The organism is Corynebacterium sp. ACRQK (genome assembly GCF_022345965.1).
GTDB lineage: Bacteria > Actinomycetota > Actinomycetes > Mycobacteriales > Mycobacteriaceae > Corynebacterium.
Window position 1 is genome coordinate 20,767 of sequence record NZ_JAKRMU010000001.1, and the last position, 24,285, is coordinate 45,051.

Consider the following 24,285-nt stretch of genomic DNA (forward strand, 5'->3'; position numbering starts at 1 on the left):
TGCACGAAATAAAGCTTACGCCCTTTCGCTCTTAGAACAGCCCCGAAATAACCCCCTGCGCGTTCACATCGATGCGTTCGGCCGCGGGCTTCTTCGGCAGACCCGGCAGAGTCATCACGTCGCCCGTGAGCGCCACGACAAAGCCGGCGCCGATGCGCGGCACCAGCTCGCGGACGTGCAGGGTGTGGCCGCTCGGCGCACCCAGGGTCTTGGGGTCATCGCTGAAGGAATACTGCGTCTTCGACACGCACACCGGCAGCTTGTCCCAGCCATTATCCTTCAGAAACGCCAGATCCTTCATGGCCTGCGGGCCGAACTGCACGTCCGCCGCACCGTAGATCTCCTTGGCAAGTGTACGCAGGGTGGCTTCCACGCCATCGACCGGCTGATAGATCTGGTGGCTGGAGCTGGGGGCGTCCTCACCAGAAACACCATCGACGACCTCCAGCACCGCAGAGGCCAGATCCGCCGCGCCGGCACCGCCCTCGGCCCACACGTTGCACTCCACCACGCGCACGCCGAACTGCTCGCCCCAGTCGGCGACCTGAGCGCGCTCGGTGGCGGTGTCAGAGCTAAACAGGTTTAGCGCGACCACGGGTTCCACGCCGAACTTGCGGATGTTGCTGACGTGGCGCTCCAGGTTGGCCAGACCGGCCTTCAGCACGGAATCGCCGTTGTGCTTCAGCGAGCGAATGGTGGCCACCACGACCGTCGCGGCGACGTCGAGGCTACCGGCGCGGGACTTGATGTCGAAGAACTTCTCCGCGCCCAGGTCGCTGCCGAAACCGGCCTCGGTCAGCACAACCTCCGATAGATCCAGTGCCGTGGTGGTTGCGATCAGCGAATTGCAGCCGTGGGCGATGTTGGCGAAAGGCCCACCGTGCACCAGGGCAGGAGTACCACCCAGGGTTTGCACCAGGTTCGGGTTGATCGCGTCGCGCAGCAGGGCGGTGATAGCACCCGCGCACTTTAGGTCGCCCGCGGTGACAGGCTGGCGGTCATAAGTCTGACCCACCACGATGCGCCCGATGCGCTTCTTCAGGTCCTCCAAGTCGGTGGCCAGGCACAGGATAGCCATGATCTCGCTGGCCGCCGTGATGTCGAATCCTCCCTCGCGCGGAGTGCCCTGCCCCGGCCCGCCAAGGCCCGTGACCACGTGGCGCAGCGAGCGGTCATTGACGTCCAGGCAGCGCCGCCACGTCACGCGCCGCGGGTCGATGCCCAGGGCGTTGCCGTGCTGCACGTGGTTGTCGACAATGGCCGCCAGGGTGTTCGTCGCGGCGGTAATGGCGTGCATGTCGCCGGTGAAGTGCAGATTAATGTCCTCCATCGGCACGATCTGCGCATAACCGCCGCCGGCCGCACCACCCTTGATGCCCATGACTGGCCCCTGGGACGGCTCGCGGATCGCCACCATCGTCTGGCGACCAGCCGCGCGCACCGCGTCCGCCAAGCCGATCAGCACGGTGGACTTGCCCTCACCTGCGGGGGTCGGGCTCATTGCGGTCACGAGCACGAGCTTGCCCTTTTTATTGACGCCCTCACGCTCCGCCCGCAAAGCGGGAACGTCGATCTTGGCCTTTGTCCGGCCGTAGGGGATCAAAGCGGCCTCTGGGATGCCGGCGCGCTCCGCGATCGTGGTGATGGGCTCCAGAGTGTGGGCCTGTGCGATGTCGACGTCGCTCGGTTGGGGATTGCTGGATGCAGAAGAGTTAGTCATATTCCCAGAATAAACATCTACCCCTTATCGCCCCCGTAATAGCGGGTGTAAGCGTGGGGGCAACTAGACTTCAGGGGGTAAGAGGGTAACCCCCCGAATATTCGCAAAACGATTACTTCCAGTGAGGTAGTGAGGTATAGATGACCGACAACGCACACACCAAGAGCGCTCTGCACAGCGATTGGAACGAGCGGCTGGCCCTGGCGCAGGAAATGCTGCCTCTGATCAGCCGCCTGCACCGCGATAAGAACGTGGTGACTTCCATCTTCGGCCGGCTGCTTGTCAACGTCACCGATATTGACATCATCAAGTCCCACCGCTACGCCCGCCGTGTCGTGGAAAAAGAGCTGCCGCTGGAGCAGACCCTGCCCGTGCTGCGCGAGCTGGTGGAGATGAACCTGGGCACTGCCTCCATCGATATTGGATCGCTGGCTAGCCGCTACAACAAGGACTCCGAGGGGCTGACCCTGCGCGAGTACCTGGAGCGTGAGCTGGCGGAAGTCATCGATGGCCCGGAGCAGGTCGAGCCCCGCGACATCGTCCTGTATGGCTTCGGCCGCATCGGCCGCCTGCTGGCCCGCATCCTGGTTGCCCGCGAGGCCACCTATGGTGGTGCGCGCCTGCGTGCCGTCGTCGTCCGTTCCAAGGGTGAGGGCGACCTGATCAAGCGTGCCTCTCTGCTGCGCCGCGACTCCGTCCACGGAGCCTTCGATGGCACCATCACCACGGACGAGGAAAACAACACGATCTGGGCCAACGGCACCCCGATCCGCATTATCTACGCCAACAACCCGGCGGAGATCGACTACACCGAATACGGCATCAACGACGCAATCGTGGTGGACAACACTGGCGTGTGGCGCGACCGGGACGGCCTTTCTCAGCACCTGGAGGCCAAGGGCGTGGCCAAGGTTCTGCTGACCGCACCGGGCAAGGGCGATATTAAGAACATCGTCTACGGCATCAACCACGGCGACATCACTGAGGATGATCGCATTCTGTCTGCGGCGTCCTGTACTACCAACGGCATCACCCCGGTGCTGAAGGTCATCAACGACCGCTACGGCGTGGAGCACGGCCACGTGGAGACCGTACACTCCTTCACCAACGACCAGAACCTGATCGACAACTTCCACAAGGGCGATCGCCGTGGCCGCGCTGCAGGCCTGAACATGGTGCTCACCGCCACGGGCGCGGCAAAGGCCGTGGCTAAGGCTCTGCCGGAGTTCGCGGGCAAGCTGACGGGCAACGCTATTCGCGTTCCCACCCCGGACGTATCCATGGCAGTGCTGAACCTGACCCTGAACCAGGATGTTGAGGCCGACGAGGTGAACAACTTCCTGCGCCGGGTCTCCCTGCACTCCACGCTGCGCCAGCAGATCGACTTCATTAAGTCCCCGGAGGTCGTCTCCACCGACTTCGTCGGTACTACCCACGCGGGCATCGTCGACGGCCTGGCCACCATTGCCAACGGCAACCACCTGGTGCTGTATGTCTGGTACGACAACGAGTTCGGCTACTCGAACCAGGTGATCCGCATTGTCGAGGAGATCGCCGGCGTACGCCCGCGCGTGCTGCCGCAGCGTGCCGCTGCACAGGACCTGTAGTAGTTACTAGTGCTGGTGCTGGGTTATAGCAGCATCAGCAGGAGCATCTGGCAGCCGATAATCTTGCCGATCATCGCTGCCGGGTACACGGTGGCGTAGCCACGCATGGGCAGCTCCGTGTCCGCCTGATCGTTGAGATAACTAATCACCGCGGGGTTGGTAGAGACGCCCGCGGCCATGCCCATCGCCTCGTCCCACTTCAGACGTAGCAGCCACATGCCGACAAGGCCACAGACGATGGCTGAGGTCACGGTGATGATGAAGCCGAGGGCGATGTAGTTGAGGGACGTGATGTCCGTCAGTGCGTCGCGGAAACCCGTGCCCGCGATGGTGCCCACGCCAGCCAGGAAGATGGCCAGACCCAGGCTGCTGAGGGCCTTGTTGGCGTGATAAGGGATTTGCCACCCAATGGGGTCGGTGCGGGCAAGTGCTCCAAAGATGAGACCCATGACGATCGGGCCGCCACCGAAGCCCAGGTTGAGCGTGGTGCCGCCGGGCAGGGGGATGGGGATTGCACCGATGAGCAGACCGATGGCCAAGCCCAAAGTGAAGGGCAGCAGGTTAACGTCCGCCAGGGAGCGTTCGGAATCGCCCAGGAACTGGGAGACCTCGTCGATGCGGTGCTTGGGGGTCACCACTCGCACGCGATCGGAGTAGTGGAGCACGTCGTCCGGGCCGGGAACTAGGTCTTCGTCGCCGCGACGGATGCGGGCAATGATGAAACCATGGCTGATCGGGTCGATGTCTTTGATGCTGCGCCCGGCGATGCTGGGGTTAGAGACGGTGATGCGGCGGTAGCCGATGTAGGAGCTATCCACGTCGATGTCGACCTGCTCGCCGAGCGCGGCCGTGGCCTTGTCTAAGGAGTTCGGCGTACCGGTGATCACCACGATCATGCCGGGGTATACCTCCGCATCCGGGTAGGCCAGCTTGTGATCCTTTTCCTGAACGTCCTCGGTGGCGTGGTGGGGGCGAACCAAACGGGTGACGATGATCTTCGCATTCGCGATGGTGCGCAGGTCGCGCACGCAGCCTTCGATGCCGTCGCGTAGGCGTACGCCGCGGTGCTCCAGCGGCGCATGCAGCACCCCCTCGTCGATGGCGTCCTGGCGGTGGTCGACCTTCAAGAGCTTGGTTCCGATGGCAGCAACGGCGATGGCGCCGAGCACACCGCCGGGGTAGGCCAGGGAGTAGCCGACGACCGGGGCGGCGGCCAGCTCTGGGTGGGTGCCTTCCAGCATGTCCACCACGGCCGCCATGCCGGGGGTGGATGTCAGCGCGGCGGCGAAGGAACCGGTGGCCGTGGCGGCCTCGACGCCGAAGAGTGGCACCAACAGCCACGTCATGCCCATTAGGCCGACGAGTAGCACCACAACGAAGAGGATCATGCGCCAGCCGCGCTCGCGGAAGTCGGCGAAGAAGGCGTGCCCGGCTGTCAGGCCGATGGCGTAGACGAAGACTGCCAGGCCGAATTGGAAAATAATAGGGGGCAGCTGGATGTTGGGGTCCGCCGTGGAGAAGGCAATGGCGACGAAGAGAATCGCCGCGGTGCCCAGCGACATGCCGCCGAGGCGGATCTTGCCGATGGCGAAACCGAGGGCGAGGATAATGACTAGAGCGATCAGCGGGTTTTCAGCAAGGAATGCCAGCATGCTCTTGATCCTATAGAGAAATCCCCGCTCACACGAGGTGAGCGGGGACCCAAGAGAAACCTCAGATTAGGACTTTCTGAGTGGTCGGTTTTTACTTGCCGGAGATCAGGCCAGCCAGGCCGGCGAGTGCGCCGCCGATCAGCTCAACGAGACCCTGGAAGAAGCCTGCAATCAGTTCAATCATGGGAGTGATCCTTTCAGTGTGTAGTGTCGGGCGCTAGGGAATTTTGTGGGTTTGTTAGCGCCTTCACACTAACAATCGTTTGGGGTCTCTAAGCGTTACGCCCTAGATACAATTTTTTCGAGAAAATTGTGAAAGACGTTCTTTTCGGAGGTGAGAGCCAGAAAAGAATTTTCCCTACGCTAGGGTACATGGCACGAATCACTCTCTCGGATCTCTTTACTCGCACCAAGAGCCTCGACGGCGCGGGCTACGGCGCCTACAAGAAGCTGAAAGGCGCCTATAGCGAACCGGATCTAACGGTTTCTATCGACCGCGTGCAGGCCGATCCTTACGCTAGCCCCTCCAAGGTGCGGCTCATCCTTTCCATGAAGGCTGCGGGCATCCCACAGCACCTCGTTGACGATGCCACCGGCAGAGTAGCGGTAGCCGACTTCCTGGCCCGGCGGATTCAAGCCGAGTCCCACCGCTCGCGCAACGTCCACATCGGCGACATCGGTCAGCAGGTCCTCGAACGTACTCACGTGCTGGTCACCCCTGATCGCGTGGAGGCCCGCCTGCTCGTAGGCCTTCCGGCCAAAGGCCGCCGTATCCTGGGCCGCCAGGCCGCACACCTGCTGGCCGATGACTTGCCGCAGCTCGCCGACGACTGCCTGCGCCACGATCGTTTCGCTCCCGCCGATGTGCAGGCCCTCGAAGATCACGTGGCACTCCTGCGCGACCAGGAAGCCCTTCGCGCCCAGCTGAAATCTCGCAAGCTCGTCGCCTTCGTCGGCAACGGCGCGATCCTCCCGCGCGCTGCGGGGGATAGCGACCGCCCACTCGCCGCTAACCAGGCCACGACCTTCGAATCCCCGGAATCGCTTTCCCAAACCTTCGAACTCCCCAGCGGCCGCATCGTCACGGGCATGGGTATCCCGGAGGGGCTCACCGTGATCGTCGGCGGTGGCTACCACGGCAAGTCCACGCTCCTGCGCGCCCTGGAGCACGGCATCTACCCTCATATTTCCGGCGATGGCCGCGAGTGGGTGATCTCCCGTGCCGACGTCGCTAGCGTGCGCGCCGAGGATGGCCGCCCCATCACTGATGACGACATTTCGCCGTTCATCACCAACCTGCCCACTGGCGCCGACACGCGCCACTTCACCACCACGAACGCCTCGGGCTCCACCTCCCAGGCCGCCAATGTCGTCGAAGCGCATGCCGCCGGCGCCTCCGCGCTGCTCATCGACGAGGACACCTCTGCCACCAACTTCATGATCCGCGACCGGCTCATGCAGTGCCTCGTACCGAACAACAAGGAGCCCATCACCCCGTTTGTGCAGCGCGTTCGTTCTTTATATGACGCCACCTCGGTCTCGACTGTCCTGATCGCTGGTGGCTCGGGTGCCTATCTGCGGCTGGGCGATACGGTCATTGCGATGGATGCCTACCGTCCCAGCGAGGTGACCGCACGTGCTCATGAGATCGCGCGGGAGGGGGAAGCACCGGAAGATGCAGGGGAGTTCCGCCATATCACTGCGGAGCGTGTCCCGGCATGCGGAACCCTGTCTTCCCGTAAGCCTCCGAAGCCACGCGGTCTGTCTACAATCAGCGTGGACCGCTCCGATATTGACCTGAGCGCTGTCGGGCAGCTAGTTGCCCCGTCTCAGACGGCGGCGATCGCGGCGGCTCTGGCGTGGTTGTCCAAGAACGCCGATGGCCAGACCCCGCTGGTGGATCTGGTTGCTCGTTTGGAGCGGCAGATCACCGAGAAGGGCCTGGCCGTGTTGGTTCCGGGGCGTGATCACCCCGGCCACCTGAGCCGCCCGCGAGGGGCAGAGATCCTGGCTGCGGCAAACCGCTACCGGGAGCTCAAGCTCACCTAGAGAACCTGGAGCTTGTTCTCCTTGAGAACCTCCATGCCACGGGTCGGATAGTCGGTGATCAGACCGTCGACCTTCGCGTCAATCATCGCCTGCATGTCGGGCTTCTCGTTGACGGTCCACGGCAGAACCTGCAGGCCAGCCTCGTGGGCAGAGGCCACGCTTTCCGGGGTGACCAGCTTGTAGTGCGGAGACAGGAACTCCGCGCCCAGCTGGGTCGCGGCCTTGTTTACGTCGCCGCCAACCTTGTCGTAGTCAACGTCGCCGATCCACTGGGAGCCGGACTTCCACGTGGTGGCGTCATAAAGAAGGGCCAGAGAGATATCCGGCTGTGCCTCGCGTACCAGCGGCAACGAGCGCCAGTCGAAGGACTGGATGGTGGTGCGGGATGTCGCCTTGTTATCGCGGACAACCGGCAGGATCGCGTCGACGAATTCTTGCGGGGTGGCGGACTTCTCGCGCTCCTCTGCCTCGATCTTGGTTTCGATGTTGAAGCGCATCTGCGGGTCGGCAGCGGCGATCTCGAACACGTCCTGCAGCTGTAGCAGCTTGTTTTCTTCCTCGGCCTTCGCATCCGGGAAGTCCTTTAACACCTTGTTGCAGTTCAAGGTCTGCAGCTGCTTCCAGTTCAGCTCGTGGACGAGCTTACCCACGTAGGGGAACTCCGGGTCATTTTCGGTGGCGGGCTTGGTGTCGGTGCACTTGTCGGCCTGGATCTCCGGGTCGTGCCAAACAACTGGGGTACCATCCTCGGCCATCACGATGTCCAGTTCCAGGGTGGATACGCCCATCTTCACGGACTCTTCGAATGCCTTGCGGGATTGCTCGGTGTGCTCGCCGCGGCCACCACGGTGGGACTGCAAGTCGAAGCCCTGTGGCTCTTTTGGCTGGGGCTGGGAGGATCCGGCGATGGAGGAGCCGAAGCCAAAGGAGGATCCGGCGATGGAGCCCTGCGCGGCAGCTGCGGTGCCGGCGGAACCGAGGGAAACGATGGCGGCCACTGCTGCGGCAGCGGTCTTGCGCCAGGTGAGGGATGTCTTCATGCTTTCCTAACTGCGAGTCTTCTTGTCTAAGGATCATGTGCCTAATGCGAGACAACGCACATAAATTTAACAAGGATTCAGCTACTCGGCAGCGCGTGCTAGATCCACCCATTCGTCTTCGCCACGTGTGCCGCCTCGTAGCGATTCCCGGCACCTGTCTTCGCCATGATGCTGGAGATGTGGTTACGCACAGTTCCCGGCGATAAGTGCAGCGCCTTGGCGATGGAAGGGGAGCTCTTGCCCTCGAAAAGCTGCTGGCACACCTCGGTTTCCCTCTCGCTAAGGGGATTATCGGGCGTCAATAGGCTTTCCTGGGCGAGCGTCGGGTCGATAACGCGTAGGCCGACATGGACCCGTCGGATAGCATCGGCGAGCTCCTCGGGGGGCGTGTCCTTAACGATGAACCCGTCCACGCCAACCTCCATGGCACGTTTCACGTACCCGGCCTTGCCGAATGTCGTCACGATCAGGCAGCGGCATCGATTACCGGCAAGCTTCTTTGCGGCATCGATGCCGTTCATCCCGGGCATCTCGATGTCCAGCAGAGCCACGTCGATGGGCTGTTCCTGGGCGAGGGCCACGGCCTCGGTCCCGGTCGCGCATTCGGCAACGACCTCGATGTCCGGCTCCGCGTTCAGCAGCGCGATGAGCGCCCCGCGCACGAGCGATTGATCCTCGGCAAGTAGCACACGAATCGTCATCGGGCGGCCTCCTCGGCCACTGCGCTATCGTCGATCAGCTCGTCGTCGTCTTCCATCGCGATCAGCACGGTACTCAGGCCCTGTTCGCGGCACACAATCAGCTTCCCACCGGCTTCCTCGACTCTTTGGCGCAGGCCGGCCAGCCCGCCTGTACCCTGCGTGGCCTCGCCGTTAAATCCGCAGCCGTCATCGGTGACTTGTAACTTGTCGGCTGTGACGCTCACCCAGCACGCGCTCGCCCCGGAGTGCCGCACCACGTTTGTCGTAAGTTCGCGCAGACCCCAGGAAAACACTGTGTCGTGCGCGCCCGGTGCCTGTAGGAGTTCGGGTAGATGCGCGGTGACGCCCTTAGTTTCCAAAGCCCGGCGCGCCGCCTGCAGCTCACCGGCGAAGGTGGGTGTACGCATTCGGGTGACCGTCGAACGCACCTCCGCCAAGGCTAGGCGGGAGAGGTCGCTGATTTCCTTGAGTTCCTGCCTAGCCTGCTCGGGGTTGTTGTCCATTGCCCGCCTGGCGACCTCGGACTTTAGGTTGATCACCGTCAGCGAATGCCCCAGCAGATCGTGCACATCCGTGGCAATGTCCTCCCGCTGCTGCGCCAGGTCCAGCTCGTGCCGCAGCTTGTGGCGGGATTCATCGTATTGGCCGAAAATCCCAAGTGCGACGAGTAATAACGGCATGACGAAAAGGGTGAGTGCGGCCCAGGTAAGGTCGTCCGGCGACCAGTTCCACACTGCAACTGTCCCGAGTACACCCGTTGCCACCACGATCGGCAGTGCCTTCCGCAGCGTCACCGTGAATCCCAACATCGCGGCCAGGTAGGGGGCAAAGGCCACCGAGCCAGTTTGCATCGCTGGCACGCTAGCCAACGCAATGGCTAGCAGAATGCCCCAGCGCAGCAGTGCCCGCGCTAGTGTTCCCCAGGCGCGGGGGAAGTATCGCAGAGAGCCAAAGGCGTAGAAGTAGAACGCGCCGAAAGCCAGCAGGCATATTGTCATCCAGGCTTTCGCCATAATGGCGAATCCTTCCCCTGTGTAAACCTGCAGGGCGACGGGCACCAGGAATATCAGCCATATTGAGGCGAAGATGGCGGAGTTCAACTGAAACCCGTCGAAAGGGCGCATTAGCTGCGCTCCTTGTCGCGCTTGCCCATCAGCAGGCAGAAGCCTACGAAGATCGCCGTCCATACTGCGATGCTAACCCAGGCGTACCACATCGGGTCGTTGATGAATCCGTGGTCGAGCAGTTGAGCGCCTTCGGCCAGCGGCCAGCGAACCAGCGTCACTGCGCCATACATCGGGGTGAAACGGCCCACCTGCAGCAGCGATCCGCTGAGAGGCATAAAAACGTTTCCGGCGAAGGCCAGGATCACGATGGATGCAGTGGCGATGGAAACCGTGTTCGATTTCGGAACCACCAGCGTCCACGCCAAGCCGTAGAAGCCGAAAGGTATGGCACACAGTACACATGCGACAAAACTCAACGCCCATTGGTCGGCCTGCATGTGGGCCCGGGTCAGTCCGCCGACTATAAACACGGCCACGATCGGCAGCACCGCACGCACGGCGATGCTCAGGACATTGGCGAAGGCTAGCTGCCACGGGCGCAGGGGAGTAAGGGCCAGCTGCCTGCCCCAACCACTGCGGTTATCTGTCACGGAAGTACCCGCTGCGCCGACGGCGCCTACTACGCCGGCGTAGAAGGCCATGCCCAGCATGACGAACGCGGAGACGTTTCCGCCGTTCATTTCCTGATCGCCATATTCCTGCATTGCGCCGAAAATCAGGTAGAAGAAGATCGGCAGGCCGACGCTGAAGAACAAGGTGGTCATGTCCCGGCGCAGGCGTAGTAGCTCGTAGCCAGCGAATTTTAGGGTGGTGCTCATTGCTCTAGGCCTCCTGGTTTTCGTTCGTCAGCGTAAGGAACGTGTCCTCCAGGCTGTGGCTGGTGATGTCGAGATCTCGGGCGTCAGTTTCCGTTAATAGGTACCGGGCAAGCGCGTCAGAGTCGTTGGTTGTGATACGAAGGCGACGGCCGTTTACTTCACTCTTTATGACGCCCCTAAGGCTCGATAGCTCGGGGAATCCACCCGGGAACTCGGCGCTAACCACGCGGTTGGCGCTCATGTTTCGCAACTCGTCGGTGGTGCCGTCGACAACAATCTCGCCTTCGTGCATAAGCACAATTCGCTGGGCGAAATTGTCCGCTTCCTCTAGGTAGTGGGTCGCGAAGATGATCGTGCGGCCCAGCTGCGCCTGATGCTTCATGGAGTCCCAGAAGCGGTGGCGTGCGCCGGCGTCCATACCAGCGGTGGGCTCATCGAGGATGAGGATGTCCGGGTTGCCGAGGATTGCTAGGGCGAAGCGAAGGCGCTGCTGCTCGCCACCGGAGCACTTGCCTACGCGGCGCTTGTAGATCGGCTCCAGGTTGGCCTGCTCGATAACCTCTTCGAGCGGTAGGTGCTCGGGGAATGCGGCGGCGATCATCTCCACAGTGTCCTTCACGGTCAGATCGTGGAGCAGGCCACCGGTCTGCATCAGTGCGCTGATGTTTTGGTCGTACACTGCCTGCTTGGGGGAGCGGCCCATGACTCTCACCGTCCCTGTGGTCGGGGAAGTAAGCCCCAGGATCAGGTCCACGAGGGTGGTCTTGCCCGCGCCGTTGGTGCCAAGCAGTGCAATGATCTCGCCAGGGCGAACGCTTAGGCTTACGTCCTTCAGCGCGTGCACCGGTTTGTTGGAACGTGGGTTGAAGGTCTTGCTGATTCCTCTTATTTCTATGGCGTGGGCCAGTTGTGTCGCACTCATGGTCTTCACGTTATTTCGGGTCTGAAAAGTGCACGGATAGTTTTCGTCACGGAATTCACCATGACGTTTGTCATGGGCTGTCTTGGGTGCTGTAGAAAATCCTGTTCTTTGTTGCTAGGTCGTGGTAACCAAAAAGCAACGATTGGCGTTTTAAAGTAAACGAGATGAGTTTTATAGCTTCCACCAGTTCGCGCGGCGCCTCCAAGAGGCTTCCGGGCGCTTTTGGTGCGTTTGTGGCTTTCGCTCTTCTCGCTGCCTATGCAGTGTATCGGCTTACCCTGCCGGAGGTTCGCTCCTCCTGGTTCACGAACCTCTTCAAGTGGCCAACGGACTTCAAGGTCTATTACAACGCTGCGGTTGCCCTGAATAGCGGGCAGGAGTTGTACTCCCAGCCCTTCGTCGGGGGTTTCCCTTTTACTTATCCGCCGTTTTCGGGCGTGATTTTTAGGGTCTTGCCGTTGGCGCGGTTCGAGGTTGCGGCGAGTATCTGGCTAGGCCTCACCGCCTTGGTGCTGTTTGCTGTGATTATCGGGGTCTTCCGCGAGCGCGGTTATGCCTGGTCCCCGGGGCTAATCCTCGTTTCCCTGGCGGCGCTAGTCGCTTCCATCCACCTGGCTCCGGTTTTCGGTACCTTCTTCTGGGGTCAGATCAACATCTTCCTCATGGGCTTGATCGCCTTGGATTTCCTGCGCAGGCGCACTGGCAACCGAGGCGGGGGTATCTTCAGCGGGTTGGCCGCGGGAATCAAGCTCACCCCAGTGTTCTTCTACTTGCCATTGTTGCTGGGGAGGCGCTGGCGGGCGATGGTCTACATGACCGTAACGATCCTCGCGACTGTCGTCATCGGTTTCCTCTTCGTCCCGGACGCCAAGGCATTCTGGCAAACCAAGATCTTCGAAACGCAGCGCATTGGCGGTGAGGACAACCCGGGAGCGCAGTCCCTCGGCGCCGTCTTGCATCGCCTGGGTTACGACAGCACCGTACTGTGGCTCGTCTGTGTGATCGCCATCGTCGTGCTGTACAGCATCGTGGTGTTGGGCTGTTACCGTCGCGGTAACTACTCGATGATCATGGCCCTCGGCGGAGTTGTTGCCTGCATTATTTCGCCGTTTAGCTGGTATCACCACTGGGTGTTCTTGGTGCCGCTCTTTGTCGTTTTTCTGGACGCCGGGTTCCAGCTGGTACAGGCGGTCTCAGACAAGGTGAAGGGAGTGCTGGGCTGGGTTGTTGAGCAGCTTTTGAGCTTCGCAGTGGTGGCGGTATTGACGGTGGTGTTCCTGCCTTTTGTCGGCAACGCCACTTCGCGCAAATTCGGCTTCTTCGGCCAGAGCGTGGCCCACAATAACCCGTTTTGGCAGGGCGCCTTCACCTTCCTTGGCGTGGCCTTCGTCGTGGTGGCTGCTGCGTACTACGCGGTCCGGTTTTTCACGGACCGTCGTACTACTGGAACCGATCGCGACGCTGCTGATTCTCTGTAAAGGTGCGCTCGGCAGAGTGTTTGGTCTGCCGAACTTCTGACGTTGACGACACCTCACATGTGACGTACAGTTTCCTGTACAGGAGGTGTGCTGTGAAAACGTTTAATTATACCGAATCCCGCGCGAACTACGCGAAGGTGCTCAGCGATGTTGTCGACGATCGCGAGGAAGCCATTATTACTCGAGCTGGTCACGAGGACGTCGTGATCGTTTCGCTCTCCGAGTACGAATCGCTGCGAGAAACTGCTTACCTTCTGCGCTCTCCCGAGAACGCTCGCCGCCTCCTCGGTTCCATCGAGAACCTGGAGCGGGGGCGCGGCGCCCACCACGACCTCATTGAGGACTAATGATTCTCGTTTGGGATGAGTCTGCCTGGGAGGACTACTTGTGGTGGCAGACGGCGGATCGCCGCACCCTGAAGAGAATCAACCGGCTCATTAAAGACATTGCCCGCAATGGTAACGAGGGCATCGGCAAGCCTGAAGCCCTCAAGCACGGCCTATCTGGCTATTGGTCCAGGCGGATCACCGACGAGCACCGCCTGGTGTACAAGGTAGTGGACGGAGAGATTCGCATCGCGGCTTGTCGATACCACTACGGGAGCTGACTTAGAACGGGTAGTCCGTGGCGTCGGGCGTCAAGAAAAGAACGCCAACTACCGTGCCCTCTCGGCTGACGGCGATCCGAGACATCAGTTCGCCGGCTTCATGGTTGAGTGTCGAGACGACGACGGAAGTGCCCGTGCTTTTTGTGGAGAGCGCTTCTGACGCCGGTGCCGCGTTGCGGTCTCCCTTGATGGGCACGATCGTCTGGTCGGTGATCTCCTGGAGTTCGCCGAAGTCGGTCAGGATTGAAGTCCACACGTCCACGATGACGGACCAGGGGAGGTCCTCACGGACGTGTGGGTCGAGCATTTCAATGGTTTCTGCTTCTTCGCCTTTGGAAATGTGGCGAATGAGCTTGTCTGAAATCTCGGGGAGATTGTCGATTGATACTGGGGCCATGGTTTCTCCTGTAAAGGGGTTCCGCACCGCACCGAATCGTTTGAAGGCTGCCTGGCGGGAAACATTGAGCGCTTGCCCAATGTCCGCCCATGAATGTCCCGCATGTCTAGCTTGCGCGACGGCATCTTCCAACTCGTGTTCGGCGAGGCTGACTGCTTGCAGTGTGTGTCGGATATTCGTCAATGGATCCATGACCGTAAGTTAACCATGGGTTGACGGTTGTGTCAACTAGTGGTTGACACGGGGCTGGGAGGTCGCTCTTAAACCTTGAAGTAGTGAAGTGGGGTAGGTGCAGCACGTTAGAGAGTGGGGGCGGTGGCTAAGGGTGGTTTATAGGACAAGACAGCAAGGCTTGAAAGATTGAAGTTGTTCGATATTTCGTTCGAGGGTGACAGCACGGTGTCTATCGGGGGTGATGCACTAGAAGGCGAGGCAGCGCGTGCGTGTCTCGAGAACGATTTTGGACAGTGCGTTTACCGTAGCGGCACTGAGACTTTCGGCCCAAGGAGGCATGCCCGGATGAGTACAGCGGAACTCAATCAGTCCGCCGTTTGGAACACAGCAGACAAGTTTCTGCGCTCCATCGTCGAACCTGAAGATTACGGAGACTATATTCTGCCGATGACGGTGCTGCGTCGTCTCGAGTGCATTCTCGCGCCGACCAAAGACGAAGTTCTCGACCTGGTATGGAGTCTCCAGGAGGAGGGCTTCAGTGACGAGATGATCGATTGGGAGGTACAGGCCCGTTTTGGCCTTTCCTTCTATAACTCTTCTCGCCTGGACCTGACGAGGATCGCCCAGCTCGACGATCACGTATATGAGGCGCTGATGGACTACGTCGGCGCGTTCTCGGCCTCCGTCCGCGATGTGTGGGATGCCTTCGATTTCGCGGTGAAGATGAAGACCCTCGATAGCGCTTCTCGTCTGTGGCCGGTGGTCAAACACTTCGCCACCATCGACATGAGCATGGAGGCGCTGCCGGATGCCCAGATGGGTGACCTCTTCGAGCACGTCATGTACAAGGCCTTCGACACAAAAGGCAAGGCCGCGGGTGCGTTCTACACACCGCGTGACGCGATCCGGCTCATGGTGGATATTCTTTTCGCTTCCGACGACATCGGACTGGCCTCGGACGGTGCTTCACGCACCGTGTACGAAACTTTCTTGCCACGACGGATACAAATGCGTGCGAACTGCGTTTTGGTCGTCTGATTGGTTCAAAACGGAGGCAGCTGGTCAATTCAGCGTTTCGCCCCTATTACGGAGCCGCTTGAGTCTCAGCGAATCGCGTATAATCGCGTATAATTAGACTGGATTCGTCGACTGACGACCTACCCGAACCGAGGAGCGTGTAATTCCGGTGAACATGTGATCTCCACTCAGCTCTGCTGAGACGTGACTGAAGTTACTTCTTCCTATTGGAGATTACTATGCCCGAAATTTTGCTCGATTCTATTTCTTTTTCATTCGGCTCCCGCCTTATTCTCGACCGTGTGAGTTTGCATGTGCCAAACGGTGAACGCGCCTTTTTGATTGGCCCGAACGGGGTCGGCAAATCCACCCTGTTAAGGGTCCTCACTGGTGAGTTGACGCCTGATTCGGGCCGAATTGTTTCTGGGCCTGTTCCTCAGCACGTTCCCGATCCAGAGTCTTTCGACGGCAGCGTTGCGCAATTCCTTGACTCGGCGCTTAAACCGTTTAATGAGCTACTCACGCGCTTCGACCAAGCCACAGAAGCCATGGCAGCGGGAGACACTCATCTAGCAATGGAGTTTGACCAACTTCTTGCCCGGTTGAACGCCCTTGATGTGTGGTCGTTGGATGCACGAGTGAATGAAACACTCGCAGGACTGGGACTCGTAGATTTCATGGGGTCGGGAAGCAATCGAATGATGCAGACCCTTTCGCCAGGTCAGCGTGCACGCCTGAAACTGGCTACCCTGCTGATGATGCGACCTGAGGTGTTGATCCTAGACGAGCCGACCAATCATCTCGATCATGAAGCAGCCGATTTCCTCACTGGTGTTGTCAAGAACTGGAACGGCCCTGTGCTCGCTACGAGCCACGACAGATCTTTCATCAACGACACCGCCACTGCCATCTACGACATGGACATCACCGTTTGGCAAGAACTCGCCAAAGCGGACGGACAGAAAGTCGTGGGCTTGTACCGCAACGCAGGGGACTACACGCACTACCTGCTGGCGAAGAAGACTGCCCGTGCAAAACACCGACAGATCCACGCCGCACAGCAAGCTGAGAAACGCGAGCTACACGAGCATCGGCGCGAAAGCATGAAGATCGCCCGTGGTGGGGTTCGGGTTGAAACCGCAACTCGCAAAGAGAAGAAGTTCTTCACCGATCGCGCAGCAGCCACATCGGCAAAAAGAACCCGAAGTGACGACGTCCGCCTGGAACGCATTTCAGAGCGAGAGATACGGAAACCCCGCCACTACAACCTGGCGTTCCCCTCCCTCAAGATTGACCCCGGAACTGGTTTGGCCGTCTCGCTCAGAGATGCGACAGTGGCAGGTCGGCTTTTGCCGGTTACGTTCGATTTAGGGCGAGGCGAGCACCTCCTCGTGACAGGAGAAAACGGGGCGGGTAAATCAACCCTGCTTAACTGGATCGCCACAGGAAACGCACCCGAGGGGACTATGAACAGTGGCACCCTCACCCGTGATGATCCCGTCGGCGTGGTGCCGCAGACGCTTCCTGATGGTTCAATTGCAGGATTTGACTCGGAGAGGTGGCAAGATGGCGTCGGCGAGGCTGGAAAAGGAATTCTGCATCCTTCAATGTGGAGCACTCCCATCGTGAACTTGTCTGCAGGGAATCAACGCCGGGCTCAATTTGCAGTCGCACTAGCGAAACAGCCAGCTTTGTTGATCATTGATGAGCCAACTAACTACCTTGATTTGGAATCGATGGATGCACTCGAGAACGCGCTACGGGACTGGCGAGGAACTCTCATCATCGCCAGTCATGACCGTTGGCTGATTGAACATTGGCACGGACGTCATCTCCACCTCACTTCTGTTCACCAGTCAGCATCGACATGAGACTTGGGAGTCCTCCCTAAATGTGAAGGTCAGAGTTCCTTTCTTGTCGACCTTGGCGTACTCGCCTCGGATTACCGCGTCGGCGAGGGCGTCGATATAGACGGAGGGCTTGGGTGAGGGCGGTGTGGGCTTTGCCGGTGGCGTCGGGGGAGCACCCTTGGAAGTGCCGAGGAGCTGCTTGCCGGAATCAAAGTCAACAACCTCGTGGATCGAGCGTCACAACGGGTTGCCTTAGATGCGGTCGCTCAGTCATTTTTGATAACGACGAAGTGATCGAAGGCCTGCCATATGTAAAGAAGCCTTAGTTATTCTTTGTAGGTCAGTGCCAGCCCAATACCTGCACCAAGGAGAGTTATTCTTTTTCTGTGGTGATGGTGAGGTCATGCCCCCCAGAATAATGAAATTGGTCGGACTGACAGGATTTGAACCTGCGACCCCTACACCCCCAGTGTAGTGCGCTACCAAGCTGCGCCACAGTCCGCCGAAGCCCTACTAAAAGGGCAACGGCGATAGGTTACCCCACTCCCATCGCCGTTAGGAAATCCCCTGCTTAGACCGGCTGCACAATCTCGTCGGAAACGATGATGCCGTCCGAATCGCAGTAAATGTACTCGCCGGGGATAAAGTCCACGCCGCCGAAGCTCACCGTCACGTCGCGCTCGCCCTCGCCGGTCTTCGTGGACTTGCGCGGGTTGGTGCCCAGCGCCTTGCAGCCGAACTCCATCTGGCCAATCACCTTGGAATCACGGATCGGCCCGTTAATCACCACGCCAGCCCAGCCGTGGTCCTTGCCCAGCCCCGCAATAATGTCGCCCACCAGTGCAGTGTGCATCGACGCATCACCGTCGATCACCAGCACACCACCGGGGTTGTCCTCCTGCAGCACGCTCTTCAGTAGCGCATTGTCCTGGAAGCACTTCACCGTGGTGATCTTCCCGCAGAATTCAACCACGCCGCCCAGGTCGCGGAACTGCGTGTCACAGCTGCGCACGTCGCTGCCAATGATGTCCACCAAGTCGGCGGTTGGAATAAAAGTCAGTTTCTCTTCAGCCATGCCACCTACTCTAGGCGCAAGGCCTCCCACGCCGCGATCATTTCGCCTACACGCTGGCCGGATCCCCTCTGCAGAAGCAGGTGATCCATCCCCTCCAGGCTTACCCAGTCCGCGCGAGGCAGAGCCGTCCGCATCGCATGCGCCTCCGCCACGGGAACCACCAGGTCATCGGGGGAGTGCAGCACCAGAGACGTGGCGTCACTAGAAGAAACAGCAGCCACAGTATCGGCCGAATCGGCCGCGGCGAGCTCATCCAACAGCGCCTGGCCCAAAGAAAGCTCCCGCTGGCGCTCGAACATCTGCATAATCTCCGGCGCGCGCTTCGCGGTTTCCTGCAGTTCGAAGGGCGTGCCGACGGTCACAATGCTCTCCACCGAAGCGACCTCCGCCGCCGCCCGCTGCACCGCGGTTCCTCCCAGCGAGTGCCCCACCAGCAGCTCCGCCCCGCCGAACCACTCGGCGGCAGCGCGCACGTCGGAAACATTCGTCCCCAGCGTGGTTTCCTCGAATTCGCCTCCCGAGTCGCCCAGTCCAGCGAAATCGAACCGCAAGCTCGCATAGCCCGCCCGCGCCAAAGCCTTCGAAATGCGCGTCACCCCAATCGCCCCGCGCGTACAAGTGAAGCAGTGCGCGACGACCGCCCGCCGGGGCGCATCCTCTAATTCCACATCCCGCGGCATATCCACCGTTCCCGCCAACTGCCAGCCACTTTCTGTGGGAATGGTCACGTGAACGGAGCGTATCGTGCGGGTCATGGATCGCCTCTCGCCTCAAGTCGATTAACGTGGTCTACATATTCTTACACCTCAAACTCGAAGGGCACATTCATGGCATTTGACTGGTTCTGGAAGGCAATGGGATCTTCCCCGAAGAAGAATCAGAAGAAAAGCCGGGCCGTGGTCGCTCAGGCCGACTCGTCGCGCTACTCGGGGCTAAGCGATGCGGAGCTTCGTGACGCCGCCTCGGACGTGGTGACCGAACAATCCACTAGCGAGGATGGCCACCACTTCGGTGGGCAGGTAGACGACGCCCCCGCGCTGCTGGCAATCCTGCGCGAAGCGGCAAGCCGGACCCTGAACATGGAGCCTTTCGACGTGCAGATGCAGGGCACCTACCGCTTGCTGCACGGCGACGTGGTGGAGATGGCCACCGGTGAGGGTAAGACCCTAGCCGGCGCGATGGCCGCCGTGGGCTTCGCACTGCAGGGCAAGCGCGTGCACGTCATCACGGTCAACAGCTACCTGGCCGGGCGCGATAACGACTGGATGGGCCCGTTGTTCGACTTCTTCGGGCTAACCCACGGCGCGATCCACGAGGACCTCACCGCGGACCAGCGCCGCGACATCTACTCCCGCGACGTCATCTTCGGAGCCATCAACGAGCTCGGTTTCGACGTCCTGCGCGACCAGCTGATCACCCGCCGTGCCGACCAGGTGCGCACCCCGGCGGACGTGGCCGTGATCGATGAGGCCGACTCGGTGATGGTCGACGAAGCCCTGGTGCCGCTGGTGCTCGCCGGTTCCGAGCCCGGCCCCGCGCCCGCCGGCCGCATTACCGACCTGGTCAAGCGTATGGAGGAAGACAAGCACTTCCATGTCTCCGAGGACCACCGCAACGTCTTCCTCACTGACGAGGGCGCGGCCTTCGTGGAGAAGGAACTGGGCGTGGAGTCCCTTTACGAGGACGAGGGCGAGCTACTAGTGCAGGTGAACGTAGCCCTGCACGCCGAGCACCTGCTGATCCGCGACGTTCACTACATCGTGCGCGACGGCAAGGTTGCTCTGATCGACGGCTCCCGTGGCCGTGTGGCCGAGCTGCAGCGTTGGCCCGACGGCCTGCAGGCCGCGGTGGAGGCCAAGGAGGGGCTGGACGTCACCGACGGCGGCCGCATCCTCGACCAGATCACCATCCAGGCGCTCGTCGGCATGTACCCAGAAGTCTGCGGCATGACGGGTACGGCCCTGGCAGCCGGCGACCAGCTACGTCAGTTCTACAACCTGCAGGTTTCCGTCATTGAACCGAACGTGCCGAACATCCGCTTCGACGAAGCCGACCGGGTGTACGTCTCCGCCGCCGAGCGCAACGACGCGGTGGTCAAACACATCGTCGAGGTGCAGAAGACCGGGCAGCCACAGCTGGTGGGCACCCAGGACGTCGCGGAATCCGAGGAGCTGGCCGAGGCCTTGCTCTCCGCGGGCGTGGAATGCTCCGTGCTGAACGCGAAGAACCACGAGGCCGAGGCGGCCGTCGTCGCCGAGGCCGGCCGCCCGGGCCGCGTGACCGTCTCCACGCAGATGGCCGGCCGCGGTACGGACATCAAGCTCGGCGGCACCGACGAGGCCGAGCACGACGAGGTTGTAGAGACCGGTGGCTTGCACGTCGTAGGCGTGGGCCGCTTCCGTTCCCAGCGCTTGGATAACCAGCTGCGCGGCCGCGCGGGCCGTCAGGGCGACCCAGGCAGCTCCCTGTTCTTCGTTTCCCTGGAAGACGATGTGGTTGCCGTGGGCGGCGCAGGGGAGGAGCTGCAGGCCCAGCCAGAGGAGGACGGCTTGCTGCCGCAGAAGAAGGTTCAGCAGTTCGTGGACCACTGCCAGCGCGTGACCGAGGGCCAGATGTTGGACATTCACGCGACTACCTGGAAGTACAACAAGATGATCAAGGACCAGCGCGACATCGTCAACGATCGCCGCGACACCCTGCTGGATACCGCCGCGGCTTGGGACGACCTGAGCTATCACAACGTTGACCGCGCCGCGGAGCTGAAGAAGCAGGGGATTAGCGAGGAAGTGCTGGAGCAGGCCGCCCGCGAGATCATGCTTTTCCACCTGGATAACGAATGGTCGGAGCACCTGGCCTACCTGGATGATGTGCGTGAGTCTATCCACTTGCGCGCCATTGCCCGCGAATCGCCCATCGACGAGTTCCACCGAATGTCCATCGCCGCCTTCGGCGAGCTGGCAGAGCGTGCCGTCAACAAGGCTCGCGAGACGTTTGACGAGGTAGAGATCACTTCCGAGGGCGCCCAGCTGGGCGAGATGGGCCTACACAAGCCTAGCGCTACGTGGACTTACATGGTGAACGACAACCCACTGTCCTCCTCCGGGGGATCTGTGATGGGGTCTATCGTTCAGATGTTCCGCTAGCTGCTTTAGGGTATTGTTAGACGTATTGTTAAAGCCGAACCGATTAGTTCGAATGAGAGGACTTGAAAGCCATGAGCGATAACACCGGAGTGCCTGAGGCATCTGTCGAGACCACGTCAGTCTTTCGCGCAGACCTTCTGAAGGAGATGGAATCTGGCTCTCAGCACGATGCCTCTCCCGCCGGTGTCGAGGGTCTTCCCGAGGGCTCCGCGCTGCTGGTTGTGAAGCGCGGCCCGAACGCCGGATCCCGCTTCCTGCTGGACCAGGACACGACCGCCGCTGGCCGCCACCCGGACAGCGACATCTTCCTGGATGACGTCACCGTTTCCCGCCGCCACGCTGAGTTCCGCCGCAATGGCGACCAGTACGAGGTTGTGGACGTCGGATCCCTGAACGGCACCTACGTCAACCGCGAGCCGAAGAACTCCTCCGTTCTGTCCAACGGCGACGAGATCCAGATCGGCAAGTTCCGCCTGGTGTTCCTGAACGGTTCGAAGGAAGCCTAAGGAAAAGTGAGCGCACAGAGAAGCCACGCTAGCGCTCCTGCACCTGCCTCCTCACCAGCCGGAAAGGTTCTGCCCACCTCGTCTATTGGCGATGTGCTGAAGCAGCTGAAGCCGGATTTCCCGGACGTCACCGTCTCGAAGATCCGCTTCCTGGAATCCGAAGGCTTGGTTAGTCCGCGCCGTTCCCAGAGCGGCTACCGGCGTTTTTCCCCGGAGGATATTTCCAGGCTGCGCTACATCTTGACCCTCCAGCGGGATAATTATCTGCCGCTGAAGGTTATCCGCGAACGCCTGGAGGCCATGGATTCCGGCAAGGTCACCCCCGTGACCGCCGCCCGCAAGTCCGCCCCCGGTGCGATTTCCCCGGAGCAGATGCGGGCCACGCAGTCCCGCCGCTTGACTCGCGCGGACGTTACGGCGCGCGCCAACGTGCAGGATTCCTTCACCGGATCCCTTATCCGCATGGGGCTGATTTCCGCCGACCCGGCCGGTTTCTTCTCGGTCGATGATGTGGAGATCGTGCAGATCGCGCAGAACCTGACCGACCACGGCCTGGACAACCGCCACCTGAAGGCTCTGCTGACCATCGCGAACCGCCAGTTCGACATGGTTTCCCGCATCGCCGACCCGCTGGCTCACGGCCGGGACGAGAACGCCCAGCAGCGCTCCGCCGAGACCGCCCGCGAAATGTCCGCGCTGATCATTTCCCTCAACACCGCGCTGGTGAAGGGCAACCTTGGCTAAAGGCACCGAAGTCGTCTTCCTCGGCCGCGCTGTCGGTAGCTCGCTCGGGTGCGGCGCGCCCGTGCCCGATTGCCTTATTTTTATGACGCCCCAGCGCACCCACATCCTGCCGATCTGGGTAGAGCCAACGCTGGATCTAGGCGGGCGGCCCACGGATGCCGAGGTACTGGCGAACATCCTGAAGCACGATGACGCGCGCGACCCGTGGTTTGCCCGCATCGTCACCAACTCTCGCGGCCAGATGACCGCCGGTTTGGTGCTGGAGGAAGGGGAGTCCGAGCGTTTCATCGACATTCGCCCCTCCATCCTGGAACCCTTGTGGCACGCAGGCGTGATCTTCGACGTGCGCGTGGAACCCGGAGTGGAAAGCGCACTCATTCGCGTAAACCCCGCCTGGGTCGACGAGCTCGAGGCGAAGCTCAAGCAGGTAGACGAGGACGGCGACCAGGTGGACTTCCTGCTGGACTGGAACCCGGAGGACATGGGCTTCACTGCCAGCGACAACGCGGATTCTGACTTCCAACAAATGTGGGAGGGCCTCGGGCTGTCGAGTGACCTCGACGACTGGCTCAAGGAATGACACGCCTGTTGTTACACGTGTGATTTTTGTGACTCGTGTTAAAGTAATGTTCGGCTAGCGGTTGACTGTGCCGCAAACCGGTCTAATCTTTAGAAGAGAATTGAAATTACACCAGGAGTGTTTCATGCAGGATGCCCTATTCGACGTCCACGGCCCCGACGACGAGGTCGGCTACCGCGTACCGATCGCCTGCCAAGTCGCCGGCATCACCTACCGTCAGCTGGACTACTGGGCCCGCACCAAGCTGGTTCAGCCCAGCATCCGTAACGCCGCCGGCTCCGGCTCCCAGCGCCTGTACTCCTTCCGCGACATCCTGGTGCTGAAGATCGTGAAGGGCCTGCTGGATACCGGCATCTCCCTGCAGAACATCCGCAAGGCCGTGGAAAAGCTGGAGAACCTGGGCGTCGATGACCTCGCCGGCATCACCCTCGTCTCCGACGGCCACACCGTCTACGAGTGCCGCTCCTCCGAGGAGGTCATTGACCTCCTCAACGGTGGGCAGGGTGTATTCGGCATCGCTGTCCCGGGTCTGATGAAGGAACTCACCGGCACCATCACCGCCTTCCCCTCCGAGAAGGTCGTGCAGGACGCCGCCATCGACGAGCTGGCCGAGCGCCGCCGTCGCCGTATGGCCTAGAGCTGCCTCAGAAAAGCTCCCCGCGCCCGCTGGTTCAGCTCCGGCAGGGGACTGTCCCGCAGCTGCGGGGCCAACACTCCACCATTCTCTTCTGCGGTCTCCACCTTGGAGACCGCCAGCGCCTCATCAGCCAGCTGTCTATCCGCTGGCTTCCACAGCTCCGCGCCCGGCTGGCCACCCTCACCCCACGCCTTGTAAGCCTTAATCGCCTCCGCGTCCGGCTTACGCACAACCTCCGCCCTCAGGCAGTGGTCCAGCTCCACCTCGCCCGCATCGTTGAACTCCTGCACCGCATCCTTCAACTCTGCCTCATCTGCAGCCCACACCTGCACCACGAAGTCCCCCTGCGGGCATTCCGGCGCGGCCAAGTCGTCCTGGTTATTCCGCGCCAGTGCAACCCACCCGGCCACCAGGAGCGCCACCACGACAACGGCCGCGAGCGCTGCCCAGACCCATCCGGCAACCCGATAGTTCTGCTTTCCGCTTGCGTGACGTGCCACG

Annotated in this window: 23 protein-coding genes and 1 tRNA gene; 12 read left to right on the forward strand and 12 right to left on the reverse strand. The window is 61.1% G+C overall.

All coding sequences use genetic code 11. The annotated features are described in order from the left end of the window. Positions 1-31: 31 nt before the first annotated feature. A complete protein-coding gene (locus MHX63_RS00105) occupies positions 32-1,720 on the reverse strand; it encodes a formate--tetrahydrofolate ligase (RefSeq protein ID WP_239386567.1) in 1,689 nt (562 codons plus the stop codon). A 140-nt stretch (positions 1,721-1,860) separates the two neighbouring features. Between MHX63_RS00105 and MHX63_RS00110 the strand changes: the two genes are divergently transcribed. Further along, positions 1,861-3,327, forward strand: a complete 1,467-nt coding sequence (locus MHX63_RS00110) for a glyceraldehyde-3-phosphate dehydrogenase (protein WP_239386569.1) — start codon at positions 1,861-1,863, stop codon at positions 3,325-3,327. Between the two features lie 23 nt (positions 3,328-3,350). Here MHX63_RS00110 and MHX63_RS00115 read toward each other — a convergent pair whose 3' ends face one another. Next, positions 3,351-4,979 carry an aspartate:alanine exchanger family transporter gene (locus MHX63_RS00115; RefSeq protein ID WP_239386570.1) on the reverse strand — a complete coding sequence of 543 codons (1,629 nt, stop codon included), beginning with the start codon at positions 4,977-4,979 and terminating at the stop codon, positions 3,351-3,353. A gap of 372 nt (positions 4,980-5,351) precedes the next feature. Between MHX63_RS00115 and MHX63_RS00120 the strand changes: the two genes are divergently transcribed. Further along, positions 5,352-7,028, forward strand: a complete 1,677-nt coding sequence (locus MHX63_RS00120; protein ID WP_239386572.1) for an ABC-ATPase domain-containing protein — start codon at positions 5,352-5,354, stop codon at positions 7,026-7,028. Here MHX63_RS00120 and MHX63_RS00125 read toward each other — a convergent pair. From MHX63_RS00125 to MHX63_RS00145, 5 genes are all read right to left on the reverse strand, one after another. Next, positions 7,025-8,068 carry a glycerophosphodiester phosphodiesterase family protein gene (locus tag MHX63_RS00125; protein WP_239386574.1) on the reverse strand — a complete coding sequence of 348 codons (1,044 nt, stop codon included), beginning with the start codon at positions 8,066-8,068 and terminating at the stop codon, positions 7,025-7,027. The two genes, MHX63_RS00120 and MHX63_RS00125, sit on opposite strands and share 4 nt — an antisense overlap. A 98-nt stretch (positions 8,069-8,166) precedes the next feature. Continuing rightward, positions 8,167-8,769, reverse strand: a complete 603-nt coding sequence (locus tag MHX63_RS00130) for a response regulator transcription factor (protein WP_239386576.1) — start codon at positions 8,767-8,769, stop codon at positions 8,167-8,169. Beyond that, positions 8,766-9,893, reverse strand: coding sequence for a sensor histidine kinase (locus MHX63_RS00135; protein WP_239386578.1), 1,128 nt, complete (start codon positions 9,891-9,893; stop codon positions 8,766-8,768). The genes MHX63_RS00130 and MHX63_RS00135 overlap by 4 nt, the downstream gene beginning before the upstream one ends. Then, positions 9,893-10,654, reverse strand: coding sequence for an ABC transporter permease (locus MHX63_RS00140; RefSeq protein ID WP_239386580.1), 762 nt, complete (start codon positions 10,652-10,654; stop codon positions 9,893-9,895). Before MHX63_RS00140 ends, MHX63_RS00135 begins: the two co-directional genes overlap by 1 nt. A 4-nt stretch (positions 10,655-10,658) precedes the next feature. Then, positions 10,659-11,576: an ABC transporter ATP-binding protein gene (locus MHX63_RS00145; protein ID WP_239386582.1), complete on the reverse strand. Its 918-nt coding sequence runs from the start codon at positions 11,574-11,576 to the stop codon at positions 10,659-10,661. Positions 11,577-11,740: 164 nt separating this feature from the next. On the opposite strand from MHX63_RS00145, the gene MHX63_RS00150 reads away from it, so the two are divergent. The 3 genes from MHX63_RS00150 (at position 11,741) to MHX63_RS00160 (ending at position 13,661) form a co-directional block, all read left to right on the forward strand. Continuing rightward, on the forward strand, positions 11,741-13,054 hold the full coding sequence (locus MHX63_RS00150) for a glycosyltransferase family 87 protein (protein WP_239386584.1): 1,314 nt from the start codon (positions 11,741-11,743) through the stop codon (positions 13,052-13,054). A gap of 92 nt (positions 13,055-13,146) precedes the next feature. Beyond that, positions 13,147-13,401: a type II toxin-antitoxin system prevent-host-death family antitoxin gene (locus tag MHX63_RS00155; protein WP_239386586.1), complete on the forward strand. Its 255-nt coding sequence runs from the start codon at positions 13,147-13,149 to the stop codon at positions 13,399-13,401. Then, entirely contained in the window at positions 13,401-13,661 is a 261-nt protein-coding gene (locus MHX63_RS00160; protein ID WP_239386587.1) for a Txe/YoeB family addiction module toxin, read from the forward strand. Before MHX63_RS00155 ends, MHX63_RS00160 begins: the two co-directional genes overlap by 1 nt. Before the next feature lies 1 nt (position 13,662). Here the strand turns inward: MHX63_RS00160 and MHX63_RS00165 are convergent, their stop codons facing one another. Further along, positions 13,663-14,058 (reverse strand): hypothetical protein, encoded by a 396-nt coding sequence (locus MHX63_RS00165; RefSeq protein WP_239386589.1) that lies wholly within the window; start codon positions 14,056-14,058, stop codon positions 13,663-13,665. 519 nt (positions 14,059-14,577) lie between these two features. On the opposite strand from MHX63_RS00165, the gene MHX63_RS00170 reads away from it, so the two are divergent. Continuing rightward, on the forward strand, positions 14,578-15,270 hold the full coding sequence (locus MHX63_RS00170; protein ID WP_239386591.1) for a type I restriction-modification system subunit M: 693 nt from the start codon (positions 14,578-14,580) through the stop codon (positions 15,268-15,270). A 218-nt stretch (positions 15,271-15,488) separates the two neighbouring features. Further along, entirely contained in the window at positions 15,489-17,120 is a 1,632-nt protein-coding gene (locus MHX63_RS00175) for an ABC-F family ATP-binding cassette domain-containing protein (protein WP_034981901.1), read from the forward strand. Between the two features lie 404 nt (positions 17,121-17,524). Here the strand turns inward: MHX63_RS00175 and MHX63_RS00180 are convergent. The 3 genes from MHX63_RS00180 to MHX63_RS00190 all read right to left on the reverse strand — a co-directional run bounded on the left by MHX63_RS00180 (position 17,525) and on the right by MHX63_RS00190 (position 18,929). Further along, a tRNA-Pro gene (locus MHX63_RS00180) sits at positions 17,525-17,601 on the reverse strand. A gap of 69 nt (positions 17,602-17,670) precedes the next feature. Next, entirely contained in the window at positions 17,671-18,174 is a 504-nt protein-coding gene (gene rraA, locus MHX63_RS00185) for a ribonuclease E activity regulator RraA (RefSeq protein WP_011273490.1), read from the reverse strand. A gap of 5 nt (positions 18,175-18,179) precedes the next feature. Beyond that, positions 18,180-18,929, reverse strand: coding sequence for a S9 family peptidase (locus MHX63_RS00190; RefSeq protein WP_239386592.1), 750 nt, complete (start codon positions 18,927-18,929; stop codon positions 18,180-18,182). Between the two features lie 72 nt (positions 18,930-19,001). Here MHX63_RS00190 and secA2 point away from each other — a divergent pair, with 72 nt between their 5' ends. From secA2 to MHX63_RS00215, 5 genes are all read left to right on the forward strand, one after another. Next, positions 19,002-21,317 carry an accessory Sec system translocase SecA2 gene (gene secA2 / locus MHX63_RS00195; protein WP_239386593.1) on the forward strand — a complete coding sequence of 772 codons (2,316 nt, stop codon included), beginning with the start codon at positions 19,002-19,004 and terminating at the stop codon, positions 21,315-21,317. Positions 21,318-21,388: 71 nt separating this feature from the next. After that, positions 21,389-21,823, forward strand: coding sequence for an oxoglutarate dehydrogenase inhibitor Odhl (gene odhI / locus MHX63_RS00200; RefSeq protein WP_034987504.1), 435 nt, complete (start codon positions 21,389-21,391; stop codon positions 21,821-21,823). A 6-nt stretch (positions 21,824-21,829) separates the two neighbouring features. Continuing rightward, the gene (locus tag MHX63_RS00205) at positions 21,830-22,567 is read left to right on the forward strand and encodes a MerR family transcriptional regulator (RefSeq protein WP_034987506.1); all 738 of its coding nucleotides are present in this window, start codon (positions 21,830-21,832) and stop codon (positions 22,565-22,567) included. Further along, positions 22,560-23,147 carry a hypothetical protein gene (locus MHX63_RS00210; protein WP_239386594.1) on the forward strand — a complete coding sequence of 196 codons (588 nt, stop codon included), beginning with the start codon at positions 22,560-22,562 and terminating at the stop codon, positions 23,145-23,147. Before MHX63_RS00205 ends, MHX63_RS00210 begins: the two co-directional genes overlap by 8 nt. Before the next feature lie 124 nt (positions 23,148-23,271). Beyond that, on the forward strand, positions 23,272-23,784 hold the full coding sequence (locus MHX63_RS00215; RefSeq protein WP_005294601.1) for a MerR family transcriptional regulator: 513 nt from the start codon (positions 23,272-23,274) through the stop codon (positions 23,782-23,784). Here the strand turns inward: MHX63_RS00215 and MHX63_RS00220 are convergent. Beyond that, positions 23,781-24,284 (reverse strand): hypothetical protein, encoded by a 504-nt coding sequence (locus MHX63_RS00220; RefSeq protein ID WP_239386595.1) that lies wholly within the window; start codon positions 24,282-24,284, stop codon positions 23,781-23,783. The two genes, MHX63_RS00215 and MHX63_RS00220, sit on opposite strands and share 4 nt — an antisense overlap. Between the last annotated feature and the right edge of the window lies 1 nt (position 24,285).

Coding starts and splice junctions, on each gene's coding strand:
- MHX63_RS00175 (WP_034981901.1), top strand. CDS start 15,489: ATGCCCGAAATTTTGCTCGATTCTATTTCTTTTTCATTCGGCTCCCGC.
- secA2 (WP_239386593.1), top strand. CDS start 19,002: ATGGCATTTGACTGGTTCTGGAAGGCAATGGGATCTTCCCCGAAGAAG.
- MHX63_RS00135 (WP_239386578.1), bottom strand. CDS start 9,893: ATGCGCCCTTTCGACGGGTTTCAGTTGAACTCCGCCATCTTCGCCTCA.
- MHX63_RS00190 (WP_239386592.1), bottom strand. CDS start 18,929: ATGACCCGCACGATACGCTCCGTTCACGTGACCATTCCCACAGAAAGT.
- rraA (WP_011273490.1), bottom strand. CDS start 18,174: ATGGCTGAAGAGAAACTGACTTTTATTCCAACCGCCGACTTGGTGGAC.
- MHX63_RS00115 (WP_239386570.1), bottom strand. CDS start 4,979: ATGCTGGCATTCCTTGCTGAAAACCCGCTGATCGCTCTAGTCATTATC.
- MHX63_RS00120 (WP_239386572.1), top strand. CDS start 5,352: ATGGCACGAATCACTCTCTCGGATCTCTTTACTCGCACCAAGAGCCTC.
- MHX63_RS00125 (WP_239386574.1), bottom strand. CDS start 8,068: ATGAAGACATCCCTCACCTGGCGCAAGACCGCTGCCGCAGCAGTGGCC.
- MHX63_RS00165 (WP_239386589.1), bottom strand. CDS start 14,058: ATGGCCCCAGTATCAATCGACAATCTCCCCGAGATTTCAGACAAGCTC.
- MHX63_RS00170 (WP_239386591.1), top strand. CDS start 14,578: ATGAGTACAGCGGAACTCAATCAGTCCGCCGTTTGGAACACAGCAGAC.
- odhI (WP_034987504.1), top strand. CDS start 21,389: ATGAGCGATAACACCGGAGTGCCTGAGGCATCTGTCGAGACCACGTCA.
- MHX63_RS00105 (WP_239386567.1), bottom strand. CDS start 1,720: ATGACTAACTCTTCTGCATCCAGCAATCCCCAACCGAGCGACGTCGAC.
- MHX63_RS00160 (WP_239386587.1), top strand. CDS start 13,401: ATGATTCTCGTTTGGGATGAGTCTGCCTGGGAGGACTACTTGTGGTGG.
- MHX63_RS00130 (WP_239386576.1), bottom strand. CDS start 8,769: ATGACGATTCGTGTGCTACTTGCCGAGGATCAATCGCTCGTGCGCGGG.
- MHX63_RS00140 (WP_239386580.1), bottom strand. CDS start 10,654: ATGAGCACCACCCTAAAATTCGCTGGCTACGAGCTACTACGCCTGCGC.
- MHX63_RS00145 (WP_239386582.1), bottom strand. CDS start 11,576: ATGAGTGCGACACAACTGGCCCACGCCATAGAAATAAGAGGAATCAGC.
- MHX63_RS00150 (WP_239386584.1), top strand. CDS start 11,741: ATGAGTTTTATAGCTTCCACCAGTTCGCGCGGCGCCTCCAAGAGGCTT.
- MHX63_RS00110 (WP_239386569.1), top strand. CDS start 1,861: ATGACCGACAACGCACACACCAAGAGCGCTCTGCACAGCGATTGGAAC.
- MHX63_RS00215 (WP_005294601.1), top strand. CDS start 23,272: ATGCAGGATGCCCTATTCGACGTCCACGGCCCCGACGACGAGGTCGGC.